The organism is Runella sp. MFBS21, assembly GCF_029433105.1.
Taxonomy (GTDB): Bacteria; Bacteroidota; Bacteroidia; order Cytophagales; family Spirosomataceae; genus Runella.
On the sequence record NZ_JARNTW010000008.1, the window covers coordinates 126,673 to 143,079 of the forward strand.

Below are 16,407 nucleotides of genomic sequence, written 5' to 3' on the forward strand. Positions count from 1 at the left end.
AAATGCGAAAACTAAAAGAAGATAGGAATGAAAACGTAAAGCCAGCTAACTTAAAGAATTGATTTGTGCAGATGCGAAGCTTGGTATTGTTTGGGAGTGATACCAGCACATTTTAAGATACTATTGTTCCAATAAATTCCCTTTTCAATTCTAGCCCTTGCTTTGCCACTATTAACCTTCAATCCCTTAAAAACAAAAAAATATCTAACAAAAACCATAAAATATCCTTACCTTCATAGGCGTCATTGGTAAGTTGATTACCTTTGCTACTTTAAACATCGCTATGTTAGAGTATAGCCGTCATCCAGAAGAAGCCCTCACCGCCCTACTCCGCGAAGGCGACGAAGCGGCTTTTGTGGAAATATACCGACGCAACTGGCAACGAATGTACAATACCGCCTATAAAAGGCTCAAAGACCCTTTTCAGTGCGAAGACCTTGTTCAAAATATCTTCACAGATATCTGGGAAAGACGCACCAATCTCCTCATCGGAAACCTTCAGGCTTATCTTCAAACAGCAGTCAGGTTTCAAGTCATAAAATACAGCACACGAATGTCGGATGTAGCTCCTTTTGCCGACATTCTGGAATCGTCTTTAGCGTCGGCTATAGGAACCGATGACCCTCTCATCGAAAATGAACTTCTGGATTTGGTAAAATTGTGGATAGCGGCTCTTCCCGCAAAACGCCGTGAGATATTTGTACTTTATTACCTTGAAGACCTATCTTCTGACCAAATCGCCGAAAGAATAGGAATTTCTCAAAAAACAGTTCAAAATCAACTAGCAACCGCCACCAATACGCTTCGTGAACAATTGTCTAAAGTATTAATGTTGTGCTTGGCATTACAGCTCCCAATCCGAATAATGGAATAGGCAAACAACGCTCTCTGAGCCTTTTTTGTAGGAGTTAAAGATTTTTTTTTATTTTTTTCATCTTGCTTTTGGGAGTTTTACTTGGTTAGGGTACATAGTATTATAAAGCAAAACTATGAAACCTTACAATAGCCAGCCAGACTTGCAAAGTATGTTCAGAAAATACCTGAACGGCACCGCTACGCCCGAAGAAAAACGTTTGGTGGAGGCATTGTATGACCGTTTTGAAGAACAACCCGATATTCTCAACAGCTACTCCGAGCAAGAAAAGCAATCGTTGGAATACCGCATGGAGAGTTATCTCAAAAACCACATTCAACACCCAACGCCTACGCTCCCTTTGACAGGGTGGGCACGTTGGCGGCAGCGGCTTTCATGGCGCCATATCGCCGCTGCTTCGGTTTTGGTCGCTTGCTTAGGAGGTGGCTATTTTTATCTCAATACTCACAAACAACCCACTCTCCAAACCCAAATTACCTCCCAAGACCTCACTCCTGGTGGCGACCATGCTATCCTTACCCTTAGCGATGGCTCAAAAATCATGCTTGATAATGTCTCCAACGGGATGTTAGCCAAACAGGGTGAAATGACCATCCACAAAGTGGAGCAGGGATTGGTGGCTTATTCTGGAAAGGGCTTGTTTGCTGAAAACCAGTTCAATACCATTACCGCCCCTACAGGTGGCAAATACAGTGTGGTATTGCCTGACGGTAGCCGCGCTTGGCTCAACGCCGAGTCTTCGCTCAAATTTCCTACCGCCTTTGCCCAAAACGAACGCAAAGTCGCCATTACGGGGGAGGTTTATTTTGAAATTGCGCCTGATAAACAAAAACCTTTTTTGGTGGATGTTCAAGGGGTTCAAACCATAAAAGTACTGGGCACTCACTTCAACGTCAATGCCTATGGCGACGAAGCGGCGGTAACCACTACACTTCTCGAAGGGAGCGTCATCATATCATCAGCCCACACAGATGCAAAAGCGATTCGGTTGAAACCCGGCGACCAAGCGTCGCTCTCTAGCAAAGGTGCCATTCAGGTAGAAAAAGATGTAAATACCGAGAAGGTGATTGCGTGGAAAAATGGTTTTTTTCAATTTGAAAAAGCCAACATAAAAACAGTAATGCGACAACTCTCCCGCTGGTACAATGTGGAAGTTGCCTACGAAGGAGCCCCTTCCGACCGCACTTTTTCTGGGAAAATTGCGCGTAATGTCAATGCCTCAGAAGCCTTAGAAATATTACAATTTACGGGGGTCAATTTTCGAGTTGAGCAAGTCGGCAACGGTGCTAAAAGGGGCCGTATCGTGGTCACTACCCCTTAATGACAAGCTCCCCTTTACCCAAATCAATCATCCATTTTTTAAGCTTTATCTTATGTAAAAAAACTACAAATCTCTTAAAGAAGAGCGAAGCCTAAAAATAAAAAAGCCGTAGAAGTGTTGGAGCCACTTTTACGGCGAAGTCTGGGCATCGTCTCCTCCGCTATTGCGGATGTGACCATTGTGTATCTAGTACTTATTGTTCAACCCAAACCTGTACAAAGTTAATGAAAATTTGTGCGATAGTAAAACGCATGCCCCTACTTGGGCAAAAGGCCAATGAATGTTTCACATGGCCCCCTTCCCTCACCCGGAAACTGATAAAACAAATGAAATTGATTGCTATCCTTTTGACCATAGTTTTTGTTCAAGCAAGTGCCGCCGGCTATAGCCAAAAAGTCACCTTGCGCGAAAAAAATGTTTCCGTACAAACCCTCTTTAGGTCAATCGAAAAACAGACCGGCTACGTATTTTTTTACAATAGTGAAGATATTCCCAATACCCGTGTAAGTATCCATCTAAAAAGCAGCTCTTTGACGGAAGCGCTTGACCAATGTTTCAGCAACTTACCACTTACTTATAAGGTCATTGGAAATACCATAGCGGTTAAGAAAAAGGAGCGAACTTCTACCGAAAAACCCAAAGAAACAGGGCTGCTCACTCCTACCCCTTCGCCCAAAGCAGATTGGCATACTACGGATGTTTCTCCCCAAAAGGAGGTTTTGCAACTCCCCCTTCCTCTCTCACAACGTATAGTGGGGAAAGTGACTGACGAAAAAGGAGAAGGGCTGCCAGGAGTTAGCATTTTGATTAAAGGCACCCAACAAGGTACAATCACCGATGTGCAAGGTGCCTATGCCCTTGAAGTACCTGACAACAAAGCAGTATTGGTATTTTCTTTTGTAGGCTATGTACCACAAGAAGTAGCGATCGGTAGTCGGCTGTCGTTGGATATCGTTCTAAAAGTAGATGAAAAAAACTTGGACGAAGTAGTGGTAGTAGGGTATGGCGAACAAAAAAAGGTCAATCTGACAGGGGCAGTTGACCAAGTGACTGCCAAGCAGTTAGAAAACAAATCGGTGGCAACCATTGGGCAGGCTTTACAGGGGTTGGTTCCTAACCTTAATATTACCTTTCCCGACGGAAATCCCGTCAAAAACCCTTCTTTCAATGTACGCGGTGGGACTTCGTTCTCAGGGGGAAGTTTCAGAAGCGGCGCACCGCTCATTTTGGTTGACGGAATCCCGATGGAAATCAACAATCTAAACCCCTCCGACATCGAAAGCTTGTCGGTGCTCAAAGATGCAGCATCTTCTGCCATTTATGGTGCAAGAGCTGCCTATGGGGTCATTTTGATTACGACCAAAAAAGGACGGAGAAATTCGACTCCCAAAATTTCTTATTCTACCAATTATCAAATCCAACAGGCGGTCAGACAACCAAAACAGTTGAATTCGGTAGAATACCAAGAAGCGGTCATTAATGCCCAAGTATTGGAAGGGGGAGTTGCGTCAAATGACGACCTTTTCAAACTCGAACAAGTCAAAAAATACTTCAACAACCCCACTACCGCCCCCAGCTACTATGTAGCAGGAGGTACCAATATTTGGGTAGCAAACATTGACCCCTTCGATGAGTTTTTGAAAAATTCAGCCCCTTTGAAATCCCACAATCTCTCCGTTTCGGGTGGATCTGAGAAAAGCAACTATTATGCCTCTGTGGGCTACCGCAACCAAGAAGGAATGGTAGCATTGGGTGAAGATTGGCGCAAGATTTATAACGCTACCCTGGGATTTTCGACCGATGTCAACAAATGGCTCAATATTGATTCCAAGATATTATACACCCGCTCCGACACCAAAACCCCACACGGACAAGGCGGCTACTCGGCTTATTCCGACGGCTATTTTGCCTTTTTGGCACGGATAGGCTGGCGAAGCCTCATGACTCCGCGCTTTACACCTGCTGATTCTCCCGTAGGAGTAATGCCAACCCATACACCTCTCAATGCTTTCTTGAATAATGGTAATATCACCACCCAAAATTCCAACTTATTTGCCCGCATAGAAGCCACTGTAAAGCTCATGGAGGGACTTAATTTTAAAACCAACTTTGCTTACAGAACCATCGACGAAAACACCAAAATGTTTTTACCCTTGGTATGGCGCGTGGAAAAAACGTGGGTTCCGTTTGTGGAAGGCTTCAGTACCGTGAGCAAGACCTTTTCTAAAAGCGACTACACGGTCTTTAATTCCTACTTTGATTTTTCACGTACTTTTGGTAGCAAACACGAAGTGGGGGCAGTCGCAGGTTTCAACCAAGAACTATCGACCTACAAAGACCTTACCACCCAAGGAAACGATTTAGTCACCGACGCTGTTCCCGCTTTGAAACTAACTACCGGTGGCAAAACCTACGCCGACAACGAATCTCATTGGGCGATTCGGGGAGCGTTTGTTAGGTTTAATTATATCTACAACAGTAAGTATTTGTTTGAAATGAACGGACGCTACGACGGTACTTCCAAGTTTCCGATGGGGCGTCGCTTCAAATTTTTCCCGTCTTTTTCGGCAGGTTGGCGCATTTCGGAAGAAAACTTCATGAAAGCTACACAATCCGTGCTTTCGAGTCTCAAATTACGCGCTTCATACGGAAGTCTGGGCAATCAAGACGTAAACAACTACGCTTATATTGCTTCTTATGGACTTATCCCACAAGTAGCTTATCTCATGAATGGCGCAAGACCTATCGGCATCAACCCGCCGGGGTTGGTAAGTGCCGACTTGACTTGGGAAACGGCCACTACTATCAATTTCGGAGCCGACCTCACCCTCTGGAATCGATTCAATATTACTTACGATTGGTACAAAAGAACAACTAGCGACATTTTGACTTCTGCCGAACAACTTCCCTCGGTGTTGGGAACGAGTGTACCCAACAAAAACGCGGGAGCTTTGGAAACAAAAGGCTGGGAACTTTCTACCAAATGGATAGATCGTCTCAAAAATGGACTCAGTTATGATGTTACGTTGGTAGTCTCTGATAATCAGTCGAAAGTAACCAAGTTTTCGGGCAATCCGCAGCAAATCATTTCGTCGCTTTATGAAGGCAAACAAATGGGAGAAATTTGGGGTTTTGAAACCCAAGGCCTCTTCCAATCTTACGACGAAATCACTAACGCGCCCAAACAAACCCAAATCAACGGAGGAGTATGGCGCCCTGGAGATGTAAGATACGCCGACCTCAATGGCGACGGTAAAATAGACAATGGCAATTCGACCGTAGCAAACCCTGGCGACCGCAAAATCATTGGCAATGCGATGCCTCGCTACCAATTTGGCATCGGAGCCAATGTAGCTTGGAAAGGATTTGATTTTAATATGTTTTGGCAAGGCACGGGCAAACGAGACTATTGGACGGAAAGTTACCTGTATTGGGGATTAATCAACGGCACCAATATCAACGGCGGCAGCGGCACACCCGATGTGTATTACAACTCTTGGACTCCCGAACGAACTGACGCCTTTTACCCTGCTTTTAAACCCGCCCTCAAAAACAAACAAGTACAGTCGCGGTATTTGCTCAATGCGGCTTTCGTGAGATTAAGAAACATCACGCTAGGCTATTCGCTCTCTACTTCTTTGCTTAGAAAAATCAAAATAGACAAAGTACGGGTCTATGCGTCGGGTTTCAATCTACTGTCGATTTCGAAAGTGCCGCGTTTCCTTGACCCCGAAAATATGGAAGACGCCTACCCTTTGATGCGTTCTACTACTCTTGGTCTCCAAATCAACTTTTAAAACAAGTTTACAATATGCGCTTTATTTTAAACTATCGATATATAGCAGCTCTGCTTGCATTTTTTCTTTTCTCAGGCTGTGACGACTCCTTTATGGAACGCTACCCGCTTGATAGCATCGTTGACCAAAATTTTTGGGCAAGTGAGTCGGATTTGAAATTGTATGCCAATCGCTTTTATCCTACTTACATCGAAGGCTTCGACAATGCTTTGACCATCAGAACACCTTATGGCTACGAAGGCTCACCTATTCCCTACGGAGATTTACATTCTGACAATGCGCTGCCCGAAAATGTCAACCGAGCGCCGATGATCAATGGCGTGTATGTCATTCCTAATGCCGCTGGAAGTGGCGGTTGGAACTGGGGAAATGTGAGGGCACTCAACTATTTTTTGGTCAATTATAACCGCGCCAACATAGCCCAAAATATCAAAAATAGCTACGCTGGCGAAATATTGTTTTTCAAAACAATGGAGTACTTCGACAAAATCAAACTTTTTGGGGAAGTTCCTTGGTACAGCAAGCCACTAGAAACTACCTCTCCCGAATTGTATGATTCACGTACACCAAGAGCCGTTTTGATGGACTCCGTTTTGACAAGCATCAACAAAGCCATAAGTTGGCTACCCGAAAAAGGAAAAGAAGCAAACGGGCGCATCACCAAAGAAATGGCTTTGTTGCTCAAGGCTCGCGTTTGCTTATACGAAGGCACCTTTCGCAAATACCACACAGAAGTAGGGCTGTCGGGTCAAAAGTTTTTGGAAGAAGCAGTAAGTGCCTCCCAAGCCCTCATGAATTCGGGAAAGTTTAATATCTGGACTACGGGCGATACCAACAACGACTATCATAATCTTTTCATTCAGAATGATTATAAAACCAATCCTGAGGTTATTCTTTGGAAAGAATATAGTAACGGCCTTTTGATGCATGGTTTCTTAAGGTATTTTTTGTGGAATCAAGGCGAAAACGTAGCAGGTTTTTCAAAATCATTGGTAGAAGAATATCTCTGCTCTGATGGATTACCTATTTCGGCCAGCCCGCTTTATATGGGCGACGATAGTCTTCAGAGCGAAATGAAAAACCGAGACCCACGTTTACGACAAACCGTCTGCTATCCAGGCCAATACGCCCTTGACCCTAAAATGATCGGGAGTTTTATGGCACGAGGCAAAGGCTACAACAAACTCATGCCCGGCATCAGAGGCAGCGGAGAAGAATACCCCTCCCCTACGGGTTATTGGCCGGTCAAATTCTGGAAAAATGACCAAGTAGAAGCCAATGCCTTACAAACAGGCACCATGCCCTGCCCTATTTTTAGATACGCAGAAGCCTTGTTGATTCAGGCCGAAGCCCATGCCGAACTTGGCACTTGTACGCAAGGAATCCTCGACCAAACCATCAACAAACTACGCAAACGTGCAGGAATGCCTGATTTGAATCTTACCAAATTACCACAAGACCCTAAACTAGATGCTCGATACGCTCAGTACTGCGGCTATGTACCCGCTGCTTTGATAAGGGAAATCAGACGCGAGCGCCGAGTTGAATTAGCTTGGGAAAATTTCCGTTGGGACGATTTGGTACGGTGGAAAGCCGGAAAATTACTGACTGTTCCTGAAGCTATTTTAGGGATGAAATTCAACCAATTTCAATATCCGAGTGTAGTCGTAGGCAAAGATGTGTTCTTAGATAGTCGAGGTTATTTAGCTCCCTACAAAAACGCCCTTCCTTCGGGACGAAGGTTTGAGGAGCCCAAACAGTACTATTATCCGCTCCCTACCGAAGATGTGGTCATAAACTCCTCCTTAAAACAAAGTGCTGGATGGTAGTCGCGGCTTTTTTGCAACCCTTAAAAATGATATTTTCTGATGAATTTTCTTTATAAAAGCAAAGCTCTCATCTGCTTGGCGGCCTTTCTACTGGTACAGTTGGCACACGCCCAACCTACGCCAGAGACGGCCATACAACAAGCCAACCATGCCCTTTGGACAAAGTTTATTGATAAATACGGAATCGTCAATGACTTTGTAGGCGAGCGCCCCACGGCCAACGATTGTCGGCTGTCTCGCCCAAACGCCTTTGGCTGGTGGACACCCATTGAAGACGGCGCATTTTTTACAGGACTCTACCTGATAGCAGCCTGTGACCGCGCCAAAACAACCAAAAACGAAACAGACCGAGACAAAGCGCGGATACTCGCCCAAGGGCTACTCAAACTTTCTTTGGTCTCGGATGTACCCGGATTTATCGCACGGGGAGTCAGTACTGATGGCAAAACTCACTATCCCAACGGCTCTAATGACCAAACGATTCCGTGGGTGTATGGGCTGTATTATTACCTCAAAACCGACATTCCTACTCCCACGGAAAGTAAAATCATGAGGGACAAAATCGTCGAAGTCATCCAAGCATTGCAGATTGCAGATTGGCGGTTTCCAAGTGATGGCATGTTCACAGGCAAATTTCGTGACGATTTACGCGACAATCGGTTTTTAGAAGCGCCTTGTTATTTGCTTCTGTTGAAAATAATGCACCAGCTTACCAACGATGGCAAATGGGCGTCGCTTTATCATAGCGCCGCCCACGAAAAACCCGAAGGTTCTCTCAAGACAAGAGGAGAAGTTTGCGCAGAAGGTATCGAATACGATGTAAAAATGTGGGGCGAAAGCAAGTCCTACCTTTGGATCTATGTCATGAAACAGGCGGCCTTGGTAGAACTCGCCTCTTCCGAAACCGATGCAGCGCTCAAAGCACATTTTCAAACTGGGCTAAAACGAAACCGAGATTTTGTAATGAAGTTTGCACAGCGATATACCGAATTCAATAATCACGATGAAAAGGTATTTGGCAATGCCGATTGGCGCGCTTGCTATACGGATTGGTATCCACAATTTACGATTGAGGAAGCGATTGCCGTTTCAAAGCTGAAAAACGACGCAAAAATCGGCAAGCGCAAAGGATATGAACGTGAACTGATGACCACTCCTTTGGCAGCCGCGAGCATCATGGCACTGTTTGGAAACAAAGCCGACTGCGATTTTATTCGAAAAGTGGTGGCCCACTATGATTATTCCAAATTGTATTTGGGAGAATTTCTCTATGCCGAATTTGCTTATTATAAAACAGTCTGCCAATAGCATTTTCAGAAATATCTCTTACGCTGCCCCCTCTACTGTCATAAGGTTGTCAGTAGAGGGGATTTTATTTGTGAACAAATCAAAAATCATCGTCTCTATGAGTGCCCTGAAAGATGCCTATTCTCCCGCTTTTTATCAAAACTTTGCCAAACTCATGGCCGAAGTAGTCCCTGACTTTGATCAGCCACAATTCATATCTCTTATTTTCGATGAAAAGTTTGACCAAAAAGAACTCAAAGAACGTATGCGCCATACTACGGTGGTCTTGCACCAATTTTTGCCCACAGATTTTGGATTGGCAATGGACGCCATTGAAAAGTGTATCGTTTTGATTCGACAAAAAAGCGCATTTGCTAATAGCCTTGCCTACATTTTTTTACCAGATTATATCGAAGTATACGGCTTAGATGAGTTTGAAAAAAGCATGAAAGCCATTGAAACCGTGACACAATTTATCAGTTGTGAGTTTGCGGTCAGGCCTTTTTTGCTAAAATATGGCGATCAAATGATGCAGCAAATGCTAAAATGGTCGCATCACCCCAATGATAAAGTGAGACGTTTGGCAAGTGAAGGTTGCCGCCCGCGTCTCCCTTGGGCGATGGCAGTTCCAGCCCTCAAACAAACCCCCCAACCTATACTAGAACTGCTAGAAAACCTCAAAAATGACCCTTCTGAGTGGGTTCGCAGAAGCGTAGCCAACAATCTCAACGATATATCGAAAGACCATCCCGAAATCGTGCTGCAAATAGCGCGTCGTTGGAAAGGCCACACCAAAGAAACCGATGCTATCGTCAAGCACGCTTGCCGTACTTTGCTCAAAAAAGGGCAGTCCGACGTGTTAGAGCTATATGGGCTAGAAGGCACCAAAGTAGGTTATGACAATTTCAAGATTCTTACCCCCCAAGTACGCGTGGGCGAAAACCTCCTATTTGGCTTTCAATTGGTCAATCTACATGATCAAAAACTGAAAGTTCGGATAGAATATGCGGTGTATTATCGACTACAAAATGGGAAACTTTCAAAAAAGGTTTTTAAGATAAGTGAAAGGGATTTTTTACCTGCCGAAACTGCCGAGCTTGTCCGAAAACAATCTTTTGCTCCTATCACAACCCGGAGATTTTACAAAGGTCAGCACCAACTTTCGTTGATAGTAAACGGAGAAGAAAAACAAATACTTGATTTTGAGCTGATTTAAACATATGAAGTTATTCGTTAGTATGCTACTTTAACTGGGCTGTTACAAGGACAGTACGCCTCCGAGGGTATCTATTTTTAGTAAGTAGTATTTAAAAAAGGATTTAATAACCTATTTCTCCACGCAATCTTTTAGCTTGAATAATTGCCCCAAAATCAAAACCTAGTCCAAATACATCATCTGATGAGGCAGTGCCAATATCAATCGTTGCAAAAGTTACTTCCTGACAATCATCAATATCTATGATTTTAAAATTTGTCTTATGAGTGTCATTATAATTAGCGATGATTTTTTCAGGCAGCTCCCCATTGTCGCCTATCGGAATTCGAATAGTTTTTATCATACATAACACATTTTGATTGCAATCCAGAGCCATGCTCTTCTGAATAAAACTCAATATCAGTTACTAATTAGTAACTATCCGTCTCGCACATTAGCATATTTAAGAATGCTGCATTGATTTTTTTAAAATAGTTCATAAAATTTCACACTTTTTGTTAGCAAATAACTCTATTCTCATTCTTTTGATTACGCCAACTTTATAAGCAACCTCAAACCTTATGGATTATGAATCTTATACCTACACCATATTTATTAAAATCTTAACATTTACCTTTTTGAGGCAAAGAACAAAGGGTTTCTTATTTTAAAATTTTAGCCCTTCTAGTTTCCATTCGCAGGTGAATGGGAATATTATTCAACACTTATTTTATCCATAAATGTTTGAAAATCTTGGAATACGTGATAAACTTCAAAAGGATACTTATTAAAATCTAGAAAGTAGATATCATTTTCAATTTCTTCTTTAATACGAAAAGCAAAAAAGGTGTTAGGACCCATAGTTGAACAAAATACTTTATAAGTATCTATTATATTTCTACACATTAAATATTCCTCTGACTCTAAGTAGTTAAGATAGCCAAGCAAATATTCATTACTTATCAATTGCTCAAAAGACATAAAAACATCTAAATACTCAATGATGACTTCAGTATGCAAATCAATTAAAATAGTTGCATTTTCAACTCGTCCACCATCGGCATATCCCAAAAAATGAGCATATTGGCTTGGAATATTAGTAAATTCAATATTATTTTTGCACGGAATTAAACTGTCGAATCGAAGTTTTTCTAAATTTCCCAACATTTACTTATTACATCTAGTTATAAACTTATTTCTCGTTTCTATTGAATCAGGGAGTATTATTTTAAGAGCTTTACTTTTCAATTAATAATTTGATACCTAATCGGTTCTATGCTCCGCAGCAGGCTCTATGGCGTTATTGTGTTCTCGGCTTTTGCTCCTTGTTTCAGTAGCCAACGAGAAAGATTGTTCTTTTAATGTATAAAAAAACGATTTGTTGAGGCTACTCACAACTGGGGGGCTTTGCTATCTTAAACAAAGGAGAAATTATTCAATACACACCTTGTAACTATATTTGTGGTAAAGCAAGTAGTGGGGGCAGTCTTTGTTGATCAGTTAATAACTTACTGAATTGTGAAACCCAGCCATATTCTGTGGCAACTTCAGTACTTAAACCTTCACTTATAGATGCCAAATCTACGTCATTACCATCTTCTTTATATATAAGTCTAAACGGAGTATCACTTTCAAAAATATGTAAAACACCTATTAGTTGTGTTATAAGTATGTGAGGTAAAAAATTTAAAAGCTTATCATACTCTTCACTTGACAAACTTTTTAAGTATTGTGTTGGTGGATCCTTTATTAGGAGAGGTTTTGAAAATGTTCTTAGATTTTCAACATCTGATAAGCTCCAATCGAAACTTTTTCCGACCAATAACTTTCCAAATTCAATCAAAATTTCTTCATTAGTTTTCATTTTTTTTATTTTTTTATTCATTCAATTTGTTCCAAGGGATATCCGTAATTGTGATTACACCTTGACTTTTTATATCCTCTAATGCCTTTATCACCTACCGAATAGCTATATCCTCCGGTATCTTAGCATCTATCATTGCTTTAATTTCTATTTCAGCCACTTTTTTTATGATGAATTTCTCTACTATTGCTTTAAAACGGGTATAGCCCTGTTTTTGTAAAGGTCTTATGACGTCAAGTTGTACATCAAGAGTTCCTAAAATTCCATCAAGAGTTCCATTAGACACAGAGAATATTTCTACACATCTTCCCGTACCCGCCAGAAATCTTCTCCCCAGTTACGGTAGAGTCGATTGTATTTTATATCATCCATGTCATCTCGAGTAATAAATGCAAAGCCCCTCACAAATTCAAATATATCATTCGCAATCAATGTGAATCTTTCTCCAGCCACAAAACTTTCATCACCAGATTCTATAAAAATTTTGTCTTGATTATCATTTCCGCATCCTACCATTATAATAAAATGTCCTGTACTATCTTCCCCAATCGGGAGTAGTTTCTTAGAAAATACATCATCATTTATATTATACAGTCTATTACGAATAGACAAAGATTCTTCTATAGAGAAAAAATCCCCTATTAAAAGCTTTTCCTTGTCAGGAAGGTAATAAACATGCCCTAGATAGCTTTTATAATTATGAACTTTGATAAAAACTTGTTCTGAAATAAGGTTTTCCTCTCGTGAAAAAGCGAAAGATTTAACAAATGCGCTATAAAGAGGTGGTAAAACAATGTCTATTTTTTTAATAAAAGCTTCCAGTTCAATAGATTCTTCTAAATCTCTAGGGCGAAAATTAGCGAAAGATCTCTTTAAAATTTCCATGTTATTTCTTTTTAATTTATTGTTTCTATTCCAGCATCCCGCGCTCTGTCTCCCAAAAACCTATTCAAATTCGCTAATTTTAAAACCAAGTTACACAATATATCAAAAATCCCAATACTACTTTTCATTTTGACAAAATTTCACAAACGACCACAGGTTTGAAATCTATTCTTGAATTAAGGCACCTGCTTTCTTGATGTTGATGATTCATTCTACTTGGTAACTGAAGTGAATATATTGTTTCTTCTTTTTCTATTCTCCTTAGATTAGGTCTATGATGGCTTAGGCTACGGATTGAAGTGTAGAGAAGGATATACTCCAACACTCGTAAAGTATCATAACCCTACTGTGAGATAAACACTTACAAAAAATGTATCATTACTTTACGGAGTGCTCTGATGATGAACTATCCTGCCCTTCTTCTCGTACTCGCCAAAAATCCTCTCCCCAGTTGCGGTAGAGTTGATTGTATTTTATGTCATCACTTAACTTTTCTCTTTCGACATATTCAAATCCTCTGATAAATTCAAATATATTATTAGCAAGCAGCGTAAACCTTTCTCCTTCCTGAAAGGATTTATCTGGTGATTCTACATATATTTTTTCAAGATTAGTTGCACCAATGCCCACCATTAAAATAAAATGCCCTGTCCCATCTTCTGCGAAAGGAAAATAACCATGAGAAAAGACTTCATCTGCTACATCGTATAAACGATTTCTTACGTCTAACCCCTTTTCCAAACTAAATATCTCTCCTAAAAATAAATCCTCAATTTTGGGTAGGTAGTATAAACGTCCACTACCAAATGTATCTTTAAACTCAGATAAAAAATATACTTCTGGCAAAACTTTATCAATATGAAAAGATTTCAAAAACTCTTTGAATAAAATAGGGAGTTTAATCTTGCTCTCTTTTTCAAAAAGTTCAACATCAAGATTTTCATTGATACCTCTTGGTTCAAACAAATGAAATGATTTTTTAATGATTTTCATCGTTTTTACTTATTTGATTAAAAACTTATTTCAAAACCACATCACCGGTTGATGGATGTTCTTTTTGTCCAGTCTCATTAATTTGTAGCGACAAAAAACGATTAACTAATTGCTCTAAGATAACTTGATCTTGTTCTGTAAGATAATTTAGGCGAGTGGCCTCTTGAATATCGTCAATATTTCCAAGAAAATCCTCATAATACTCCATCATTTCGGTGATTTTATCTAAAATTTCAAATTCTTCCTCTGTGTATATTTTATTCTTTTTTAGACAATCAACAGCTTCAAGATTATATTTGCCATATTTTATAAGCCAACCAGAAGTTTCTTCAAAAACACCATTTTCTTTAATCCATAAGCAAATACCCCTCAAGGTATTTGTGATAACAATTTTATAATCTTTGCAATACTCTTCTTGTGTCATAGTATTTTTACTTTCTGTACAATTTAGAGGCCATACAACTTCTCTGCTCCAACACTTCTTACTTTTTTAATTAACAAAGCAATTATTTCATTTTTGGTTTTTTACCGGTTCATCGACAAATGCAACATTGGTAGTTATTTTGTTTTACAAAAAATTGTGTTACACCAAAGTAAATCACAAAATCAAAAAATAAATTGACGGATTCTCTCCTACATAAATACATCTATTATTAACATCTTCAATAGCTATCAGTAAATTTTGTAAAACAACATTTTGAACAGAAGCTATACCTGTAATTTTCAATATTAAACATTCATTAGGCGAAATTGAAATACCACACATTTCATCTTCTGGATACCTTAGGCTTGACCAACAGTCAATTAAAGCATGAATATTTTTACCATAAAATTCAGGGAATCCAAATTTTTCCTTTAAATATAAATGCATATCATCCAACTCTTTGATAGTTGAAAAGTCAAAATCTAATTGTTTAAATTTTATTTCCATACTATTAAATCTATTTTTATAAAATCGTCATAGCAATTATGTAAATAATAGGAACAACTCACAGATTTGGGTATTCCAAATACTCAAATGTTTTGTTTTGTCAGTATTTCATAAATATAATCAGGATCGCCGGTGTGGTTGATGACTGCTCAGTTTGATTATTGGTATTTTTAAGTGTCTAAGTTACCGAAGTCAAATCTGTCTAAGTCAGAATAATACATTTGAAATGGAGGGGAAGAACTTCTTAAAATTTGATTCTCTTTATAAAGTTCCTCCAATTCCTTAGATATAGTCTCTTTGCTATCTGAGTTCTTTAATAAATTATTCCTTTCGATGTAATTCCACAAAATATTTACACCAAAATTAATTGAAAACTCATTGTATTTATTATAAAAATTTGAATCAATTTCAATATTATTATTCTTGAAAAAGCACCCACTCCCATGAAAATTATACTCAATAATACCATCATCTAAAAAAAATAGGCCTTTTTTTTCTATTTTTTTTTCTACATACAACTTCCAGAATCTTTCTAAAAAAAAAGGTTTCTCCTCTTTTCCATCATAAGTTATATCATATTTTTTCAATATTTTAATAATTAACCCTATCAAGGCCTTATTGTATTCTTCAATAATATTGAATGTTCGTTTTTTCATCAGTTAATGTATTTTCTTTGATGCAATTATTACGTCTTGTGCGTTTTTGTATTGACCGCCTCTGAATTTGGATATTTCAGCTATTGGTATTTCTGTAAATGGAATGTCTCCTGTAAAATTAATGTTTATTGCTGCTTGTATTCGATGATGTCCATCTAAAAGATATGTTTTACCATTGATAACTGTTGTGTAAACATGTTCTTGCCAAACCCAAGGGTCATTCGCTAATAATTGTTGTTCAATCACTTTAATAATATCCACACTTTGAGCGTTAAATTCTGTATGTACCCATTTTTTTATATCAGACAAAAGTGCTGTGGAACAAGCATTATGCACCCAAATACTCTGACTCTCTACAAAATAGGTATGGAAATCTGATACTTCAAAATTGTAAACACTAACAGTACTGTCGAGCAATTGAATGCTTTCTACCGCTATACCGCTACGGGCTAAGTGCGGCAGTAATGCTAAGGATGCTTCAGTAGTAGCTACTGTACTGAGCAAGTCGCCTTTGTGGAGAAATTGCGCTTGGGTCATTCCCTTACTCTCCACATAAAATGGGTGCTCGGGGGTAGTGAAAATGGTATCTATGCCCGCGACTACTTTCACCAAACGATGAGTCGTATTGCTAAGCTGCTTCGTAGTTATACCTAGTCAGCAGAACACTACGTTCAAGTAGCTGCGTAAAATAGCGTTTCATATATCCGGCGTTATGCTTTCTTTTCTACTGACTTTCCCAAACTTGGAAAGTCTTGGTGACTGCGATTAATGGACT

16 protein-coding genes are annotated in these 16,407 nt (G+C 39.8%); 6 read left to right on the forward strand and 10 right to left on the reverse strand.

Annotation, left to right across the window (positions count from 1 at the left end):
* Positions 1–283: 283 nt before the first annotated feature.
* The 6 genes from P1X15_RS17160 (at position 284) to P1X15_RS17185 (ending at position 10,324) form a co-directional block, all read left to right on the forward strand.
* A complete protein-coding gene (locus tag P1X15_RS17160; protein ID WP_277339364.1) occupies positions 284–874 on the forward strand; it encodes an RNA polymerase sigma factor in 591 nt (196 codons plus the stop codon).
* Between the two features lie 115 nt (positions 875–989).
* Entirely contained in the window at positions 990–2,195 is a 1,206-nt protein-coding gene (locus P1X15_RS17165) for a FecR domain-containing protein (RefSeq protein ID WP_277339365.1), read from the forward strand.
* A 326-nt stretch (positions 2,196–2,521) separates the two neighbouring features.
* A complete protein-coding gene (locus tag P1X15_RS17170) occupies positions 2,522–5,992 on the forward strand; it encodes a TonB-dependent receptor (RefSeq protein WP_277339366.1) in 3,471 nt (1,156 codons plus the stop codon).
* A 14-nt stretch (positions 5,993–6,006) separates the two neighbouring features.
* The gene (locus P1X15_RS17175) at positions 6,007–7,821 is read left to right on the forward strand and encodes a RagB/SusD family nutrient uptake outer membrane protein (protein WP_277339367.1); all 1,815 of its coding nucleotides are present in this window, start codon (positions 6,007–6,009) and stop codon (positions 7,819–7,821) included.
* A gap of 39 nt (positions 7,822–7,860) precedes the next feature.
* Positions 7,861–9,129, forward strand: a complete 1,269-nt coding sequence (locus P1X15_RS17180; RefSeq protein ID WP_277339368.1) for a hypothetical protein — start codon at positions 7,861–7,863, stop codon at positions 9,127–9,129.
* 97 nt (positions 9,130–9,226) lie between these two features.
* Entirely contained in the window at positions 9,227–10,324 is a 1,098-nt protein-coding gene (locus tag P1X15_RS17185) for a DNA alkylation repair protein (RefSeq protein WP_277339369.1), read from the forward strand.
* A 103-nt stretch (positions 10,325–10,427) separates the two neighbouring features.
* Here P1X15_RS17185 and P1X15_RS17190 read toward each other — a convergent pair whose 3' ends face one another.
* The 10 genes from P1X15_RS17190 to P1X15_RS17235 all read right to left on the reverse strand — a co-directional run bounded on the left by P1X15_RS17190 (position 10,428) and on the right by P1X15_RS17235 (position 16,241).
* Positions 10,428–10,667, reverse strand: a complete 240-nt coding sequence (locus tag P1X15_RS17190; protein ID WP_277339370.1) for a hypothetical protein — start codon at positions 10,665–10,667, stop codon at positions 10,428–10,430.
* Between the two features lie 350 nt (positions 10,668–11,017).
* Positions 11,018–11,470, reverse strand: coding sequence for a hypothetical protein (locus P1X15_RS17195; RefSeq protein ID WP_277339371.1), 453 nt, complete (start codon positions 11,468–11,470; stop codon positions 11,018–11,020).
* A 286-nt stretch (positions 11,471–11,756) separates the two neighbouring features.
* On the reverse strand, positions 11,757–12,188 hold the full coding sequence (locus tag P1X15_RS17200; RefSeq protein WP_277339372.1) for a hypothetical protein: 432 nt from the start codon (positions 12,186–12,188) through the stop codon (positions 11,757–11,759).
* Between the two features lie 73 nt (positions 12,189–12,261).
* Entirely contained in the window at positions 12,262–12,453 is a 192-nt protein-coding gene (locus tag P1X15_RS17205; RefSeq protein ID WP_277339373.1) for a hypothetical protein, read from the reverse strand.
* An 11-nt stretch (positions 12,454–12,464) separates the two neighbouring features.
* Positions 12,465–13,052 (reverse strand): SMI1/KNR4 family protein, encoded by a 588-nt coding sequence (locus P1X15_RS17210; protein WP_277339374.1) that lies wholly within the window; start codon positions 13,050–13,052, stop codon positions 12,465–12,467.
* 378 nt (positions 13,053–13,430) lie between these two features.
* Positions 13,431–14,045, reverse strand: coding sequence for an SMI1/KNR4 family protein (locus tag P1X15_RS17215; protein WP_277339375.1), 615 nt, complete (start codon positions 14,043–14,045; stop codon positions 13,431–13,433).
* A 25-nt stretch (positions 14,046–14,070) separates the two neighbouring features.
* A complete protein-coding gene (locus tag P1X15_RS17220) occupies positions 14,071–14,469 on the reverse strand; it encodes a hypothetical protein (protein WP_277339376.1) in 399 nt (132 codons plus the stop codon).
* A gap of 174 nt (positions 14,470–14,643) precedes the next feature.
* Positions 14,644–14,976, reverse strand: a complete 333-nt coding sequence (locus P1X15_RS17225) for a barstar family protein (protein ID WP_277339377.1) — start codon at positions 14,974–14,976, stop codon at positions 14,644–14,646.
* 170 nt (positions 14,977–15,146) lie between these two features.
* Positions 15,147–15,632: a DUF6896 domain-containing protein gene (locus tag P1X15_RS17230; protein WP_277339378.1), complete on the reverse strand. Its 486-nt coding sequence runs from the start codon at positions 15,630–15,632 to the stop codon at positions 15,147–15,149.
* 3 nt (positions 15,633–15,635) lie between these two features.
* Positions 15,636–16,241 carry a polymorphic toxin-type HINT domain-containing protein gene (locus P1X15_RS17235; protein ID WP_277339379.1) on the reverse strand — a complete coding sequence of 202 codons (606 nt, stop codon included), beginning with the start codon at positions 16,239–16,241 and terminating at the stop codon, positions 15,636–15,638.
* Positions 16,242–16,407 lie beyond the last annotated feature (166 nt).

Bases quoted from the DNA above. Each gene is read 5' to 3' on its own strand.
- P1X15_RS17160 (WP_277339364.1), top strand. From the start codon at position 284: ATGTTAGAGTATAGCCGTCATCCAGAAGAAGCCCTCACCGCCCTACTC.
- P1X15_RS17165 (WP_277339365.1), top strand. From the start codon at position 990: ATGAAACCTTACAATAGCCAGCCAGACTTGCAAAGTATGTTCAGAAAA.
- P1X15_RS17170 (WP_277339366.1), top strand. From the start codon at position 2,522: ATGAAATTGATTGCTATCCTTTTGACCATAGTTTTTGTTCAAGCAAGT.
- P1X15_RS17175 (WP_277339367.1), top strand. From the start codon at position 6,007: ATGCGCTTTATTTTAAACTATCGATATATAGCAGCTCTGCTTGCATTT.
- P1X15_RS17180 (WP_277339368.1), top strand. From the start codon at position 7,861: ATGAATTTTCTTTATAAAAGCAAAGCTCTCATCTGCTTGGCGGCCTTT.
- P1X15_RS17185 (WP_277339369.1), top strand. From the start codon at position 9,227: ATGAGTGCCCTGAAAGATGCCTATTCTCCCGCTTTTTATCAAAACTTT.
- P1X15_RS17190 (WP_277339370.1), bottom strand. From the start codon at position 10,667: ATGATAAAAACTATTCGAATTCCGATAGGCGACAATGGGGAGCTGCCT.
- P1X15_RS17195 (WP_277339371.1), bottom strand. From the start codon at position 11,470: ATGTTGGGAAATTTAGAAAAACTTCGATTCGACAGTTTAATTCCGTGC.
- P1X15_RS17200 (WP_277339372.1), bottom strand. From the start codon at position 12,188: ATGAATAAAAAAATAAAAAAAATGAAAACTAATGAAGAAATTTTGATT.
- P1X15_RS17210 (WP_277339374.1), bottom strand. From the start codon at position 13,052: ATGGAAATTTTAAAGAGATCTTTCGCTAATTTTCGCCCTAGAGATTTA.
- P1X15_RS17215 (WP_277339375.1), bottom strand. From the start codon at position 14,045: ATGAAAATCATTAAAAAATCATTTCATTTGTTTGAACCAAGAGGTATC.
- P1X15_RS17220 (WP_277339376.1), bottom strand. From the start codon at position 14,469: ATGACACAAGAAGAGTATTGCAAAGATTATAAAATTGTTATCACAAAT.
- P1X15_RS17225 (WP_277339377.1), bottom strand. From the start codon at position 14,976: ATGGAAATAAAATTTAAACAATTAGATTTTGACTTTTCAACTATCAAA.
- P1X15_RS17230 (WP_277339378.1), bottom strand. From the start codon at position 15,632: ATGAAAAAACGAACATTCAATATTATTGAAGAATACAATAAGGCCTTG.